Annotated in this window: 1 protein-coding gene; it reads left to right on the forward strand. The window is 50.2% G+C overall.

Annotated elements, in window-relative coordinates; translation table 11 throughout:
• Nucleotides 1-11: 11 nt before the first annotated feature.
• Nucleotides 12-6211: ESPR-type extended signal peptide-containing protein (locus tag HMPREF2572_RS11405; protein ID WP_148132346.1), on the forward strand; the 6200-nt coding region annotated here is incomplete at its 3' end.

Raw genomic sequence — 6211 nt, forward strand, 5'->3', positions numbered from 1 at the left:
GAGAGATTGTTATGAATAAGATTTTCAAAGTTGTATGGAACCGTACCATCGGCTCTTTCGTCGTTACTTCCGAATTGGCGAAGGGACGTGTCAAATCAAGCAGCGAAGGTGCTGAAGGGGATGTGCGCGCCTCAGAGGAAGGTCGTCTGAAAACCTTATTCAGACTGACGGCGTTGAGCGCGGCATTATTGGGATTTTCCGAGGGGGCTTGGGCGGAGATTACAGAAAAACCTAAAACAGGTGGTGCGATACTTGCCATCGGCGACGGCTCGACGTCGGCAAATGGAACGGGTGCCCTTGCCATTGGTAATAACGCACAAGCTAAAACTAATGGAGCTTTGGCAATCGGTCCGAATTCAACTAATACGACTATTGCGAATGGTAATAATGCTATTGCTATTGGTGTCAATCTTCAGACAATTGGACAAAAGGCGATAGGGATTGGTACGGATACTACTGTTAATGGAACAGGTGCCATTGCGATTGGTAATAATGATTCGAGCAGAATGGCGAATCAAGGTGTTAACGGGAATGGTGCCATCGGTGTGGGTAGTAACTTAACAGCGCGTGGTAACAATGCAATTGCTGTGGGTACGGAATCTCAGGCAACGGCAAACCATGCAATTGCTATCGGTACTGGTACGCGAGCAATGGGAGAAGATTCTATCGCTATTGGTAGGTCTGAAGGCATCAAGTGGACGCGAGCAAACAATAAGCAAAGTGTAGCTATCGGTTGGACAGCACAAGCAACAGGTGCGACCCAAGCAGTTGCTATTGGTCCGGATGCTGTTGCCTCAGGCACGCAATCCACTTCTATCGGTAACAACACTCGTGCAACTGGGGATTCATCTATTGCCATCGGTGGTGATGACTGGGATATTGTACGTAATAAAACTGTTGCAGCAGCGAAAAATAAACCTGTCCATCAAGTTTTCCAAGAGTTGACAGGTATGGAAATGGCGGCCGATCAGCCTCGTAATTCATTTAAAGGCACCTCTTCCGCCGATGCTGCCGTTGCAGTCGGTGTAAAAGCCTATGCGGACGGCGTGCTGTCCACTGCCTTTGGTTCTGGTACGTCTGCGACAGGCGTGGGCGCGGCGGCATTCGGTGTAGGTGCAACTGCCAGTCAGGATAAATCCGTCGCAATCGGTGCAGGTTCGCATACGCGTACCGATGCAACAGCCGTAACGACTGCGACAGTCAACGGTATTACTTACGGCGGTTTTGCGGGAACGACACATATTACCTCAGGTTCTCAAGTTTCTTTCGGTTCGGAGGGCTATGAGCGTCAGTTGAAACACGTTGCCCCAGGTGCAATCACTGCAACTTCCACCGATGCGATTAACGGCAGCCAGCTTTACGCGCTTCATGCTGGCTCGGGCAATATCGCCAAAGCGGTTGCCGATGCATTGGGTGGCGGTGCAACTGTGAGTACTGATCCTACAAACCGTCAAGGTACGGTAACGTTGCCGTCTTATGATGTCTTCACAGGCAATGTGACACCGAATGCAGCGGGCAACAGTACAACCAAATTCAATACGGCAGCCGCAACCAACGTGGGCAGCGCGCTGACCAATCTCAATACTTACGTCAACCAAGGCTTTGCCGTCAAAGATAATGCAGGCGCGGCGAAGGGCATTGTTACGCCCGGAGAAAGCGTGCAATTTGCCGACGGCAATGCAACTACCGTTACCGTCGATACTGAAGCAAACGGCAATACTAAAATCAAATACGACGTTAAGGTGGACGGAGAAACTGTCAAAATCGAAAACGGCAAACTGACTGCTGCGTCGCAAACTCATTTTTATAGTGTCAAAAACGAAGATAAAACTAAAGGCAACTACAACAACGATGGTGCGACAGGTGCAAACGCGCTTGCTGCAGGCGTAGATGCTTCTGCGACTGCCAATGGTACAACTGCGGTAGGTCTGAAGGCGCAGGCATCGGCTGAATCTGCCATCGCAGTCGGTAGCGAAACCAAAGCGGCGGCGAAAAATGCGGTGGTAATTGGTAACAAGGCTTCCGTCGAAGCAGCCACAGGCTCTGTTGCCAGTGTCAACGGTACGACCACGGGCGAAGGTTCGGTCGCCGTGGGTGCTGCAAGTAAAGCCAGCGGTACGAACGCGACCGCGGTCGGTCAGGCTGCAAATGCCTTCGGTCAGAATTCTTTTGCAGGCGGTCAGGCATCCAATGCATTGGGCAAATCCAGCGTAGCATTGGGCGATGGTGCAAATGCACTTAATGATTCTGCTGTTGCTTTGGGTGCTTATACCAATGCGAATAATGCAGGGGCAACGGCTGTCGGTTTCAATACCAATGCTTCGGGTTGGGCATCATTTGCAGGTGGTCATTCCGCTAAAGCCGAAGCAAGCAGCGCGGTTGCTCTCGGTCATGAGGCGCAGGCAGTAGGTAGCAAGGCAGTCGCTATTGGTAAGTCTAGCCATGCTACCGAGGAAAGTGGCATTGCTTTGGGTGATGAGGCGCAGGCAGCAGGCAGCAAGGCTGTCGCCATTGGTAAGACTAGCTACGCTGCTAAGGATAGTGGCATTGCGTTGGGTGATGGCGCGAAGGCTGCCGAAGTGAATGCTATCGCTATTGGTTCAACCAACAATGCTTGGAAAGAAGATTCTATCGCGTTAGGGCGTTTAGCCAATGCAGACGGCGCGGCTTCGTTGGCGCTTGGTTTGAACAGCCATACTCGTTTGGAAAACGCTATCGCTTTAGGTAATGGTGCAAACGCCGATTATAGTAATAGCATCGCCATCGGTAAATCCAGTCATGCAGCTGAATCCGCGGGAGTTGCTATCGGTAATGACGCACAGGCTTTGAAATATAGCTCCGTTGTTATCGGTGATCAGGCTCGATCCAATAACTCGCGCTCTGTCGTCATTGGCTATCACGCTTCTGCAACCAATCCTGCAAAACCAGCTTCGGCTGAAACTGATTACAACCAAACCGTTGCTATCGGTGCATATGCCAACGCATGGGGAGACCAATCTACTGCCATCGGTAACAATGTAGACGCAAAAGGCAATTCTTCTATCGCCATTGGTGCGGACGATTGGGATACCGTTGCAGTGAAAACTGTAGACGGTACGGGTAAAACGGTTAAAGAGGTTTATCAAGACTATACCGGTGATGTGATGGCAACTGGTAAAGATAGTTATACTCATACGACCTCAGGCGAAGCTGCGGTAGCCATTGGTACTAAATCACAGGCAATAGGCGAATTATCCACAGCTTTTGGTACGGGTACGATCGCTGAAGGCGTCGCCTCTGCCGCATTCGGTATGGGCGCGAAAGCCACAAAAGGCAACTCTGTGGCAATCGGTGCGGGCAGTACGACTACAACCAATGCAATTAGTGTCAACGAAGCTACTGTCAACAATCTGAAATACTCAGGTTTTGCAGGCGGCAACAATGTTACCTCTGGCGACCAAGTATCCTTTGGTTCTAAAAACTACGAACGCCAATTGAAAAACGTTGCTCCGGGCGAAATCTCTAATACTTCTACTGATGCCATCAACGGCAGCCAGCTGTACGCGGTACAAAACGTTTTGGGCAATACTGCCAAAACCGTTAAAAATATATTGGGTGGAGATGCCGCAGTTGGCGAAAACGGCGGCTTTACAATGAGCAACATCGGCGGTACAGGTCAAAATACCATCGATGCGGCTATCCGTGAGCTGAATACTAATGCTTACAAACCATTCAAACTGACAACAGCGAAAACCAATGGTACCAACGGTACGGTACAAGATGACTCGCTGCAAGACGTTACTAGCGGTTCAACCATTACACTGGAAGCGGGCAAAAACATTGCCCTGCGTCAGAGCGGTGCGACTGTCAGCATCAATACCGTCGATAATCCGGAATTCACGGGCAAAGTTACCGCTAAGGGCGGATTGGATATGGGCGGCAACAAGATTACCAATGTTGCCAAAGGCGATACTGCCGGCGACGCGGTTAATCTGGGTCAGTTGCAAGAAGCAATGGCAAACCTGAGCGTCAGCACGCTGACGACTGTCAACAATGATGCGCCGTTCTCTTACATTGGTGCGGATGGCAGAATTCTGAGACGTGAAGTAACTGTCGCTCCGGGTACGAATGTGAAAACCGTATCGTTCAAACATATTGACGACAACACCGAATACTCAGGCGATGTAACCATTGCCGCATTGAACCCGACCGATCCGCAAACCACTACTCCGACCACAGTCGGCAATGTGAAGAACGGTGCTAAAGACAATGATGCGGTCAATGTTTCCCAATTGAACAAAATCGCTGAAGCCATCGGCACTAAAGTGAATCCTGACGGCACGATTACTGCACCGACTTACAGCGTCATTTCAGGCGACCCTTCTACTTCAAGCGTAGCAGGTTACAACAAAGTAGGTGACGCGCTTACCGCTTTGAGTAATGCCGTACGCACGCCGTTGAATTTCGAAGGCGATACCGGTACGAAATTTGACCGTCAACTTGGCAGCACCGTAGCAGTCAAAGGCGGACAAACTGATAAGACTAAGCTATCCGATAATAATATTGGTGTGGTTTCAGACGACCAAAATCACACGTTGAACGTCAAATTGGCAAAAGAATTGACCGGTCTGACTTCTGCGGCCTTCAGCGGCGATGTAACCGCTGCCGGTACGACCGTTAACGGCTCCGGCGTAACCATCGGCTCCGGCAGCAACCCTGTGAACCTGACTGCGGGCGGACTCTCCAACGGCGGCAACAAGGTTACCAACATTGCCGACGGCGTGGCTGATACCGACGCAGCAAGCTTCAAACAAGTTAAAGCTGCGAAAACCGAGGTTCAAGGGGGTACGAATGTTGCCAGCGTAACCAAAACCGATAACCCGACTGACGGACATACGGTTTACACCGTAAACGCCAAAGGTGCAGCCGTTGCGCTCGACAGTAGTGTAGATGGTTTGAAACTTACGTCGTCTGAAGATACAACCACCAATGTCACTACCTACAAACTGGATTTGTCTGACAAAACCAAAGCCTCTTTGACAAAAGCCGACAGCGCATTGCAAAACATTGGCGTACAAGTCAACGGTACAGATGCTAAAACCTTGACTAAAGACGATTCCACGCTGAACTTCGTTAACGGCACAGGTACGACTGCCGAAAACAAAGGGGGCACCGTTGCGTTCAACGTAAACAAATCTACGTTGACAGCGAGTACTGGAGGTTTAGTCAGCGCAGATAAAGCAGGCGATGCTTTCGCCACGGCTGCCGATGTTGCACAAGCCATCAATGAGGCTGTTGCCAACAGCGAAAAAACCAGCATGGTAGAAAAGGGCGACAATACCCATGTTACTGCTGTGGAAGCAGGTAATAAAACGACCTACACCGTTCATGCTGACAATACAACCGTCAGCGTGAAAGATGGCGGTAAATTGAAGTTGGAGTCGTCTGAAAAAGCAAACGCCAACCAAACCAAAACCACCAACTACGAACTTGACCTTACAGACGCCGCCAAGGCTGAGATTCAAAAAGGCGTGGATGCAAAAACAGCCGTCGACACCAAAGGTATTACCTTTAACGGCGACAGCGGCTCTCCTGTAACCAAAAAACTGGACGAAACGCTGGCAATTAAAGGTGACGACAAAAACGTTGAAACCGAAGCAGGTACAGACGGTATTAAAGTCAAACTGAAAGACGACATTACGTTGACCAGTGTAACTGCCGAGACTTTGAAGGCAGGCGACAGCGTACTGACGAATGATGGACTGAACATTGCCAACGGTATGGCAAATGCTCCGGTATCTCTGACCAAGTCCGGCCTGAACAACGGCGGCAACAAGATCACCAAAGTTGCTAAAGGTGAAAATGCAGATGATGCTGTGAATTATGCACAGCTTAAAGAGTTGGCGGACAAAGGTCTGACTTTCGAAGCGGACGGCAGCACTTCGACTTCAAGCAAAAAATTGGGCGAACGCGTCGGCATTAAAGGCGGCAGCAACATCACTACTTCCGCAGACAATGACAACGTTACCGTCAAGCTGAATGACGACATCACGTTGAACAGTGTAACTGCCACCACCTTGAAAGCAGGCGACAGCACGCTGACGAATGCAGGATTGGTTACACCTAAAGTTACCGCAGGTGACAGCGTACTGACGACTGACGGTCTGAAGATCGGTGCAGACAGTTCTCCGAACCAAGTGTCACTGACCAAGTCTGGTCTGAACAACGGCGG

Origin of the sequence: Neisseria sp. HMSC064E01 (genome assembly GCF_001808875.1) — a bacterium.
GTDB lineage: Bacteria > Pseudomonadota > Gammaproteobacteria > Burkholderiales > Neisseriaceae > Neisseria > Neisseria sicca_A.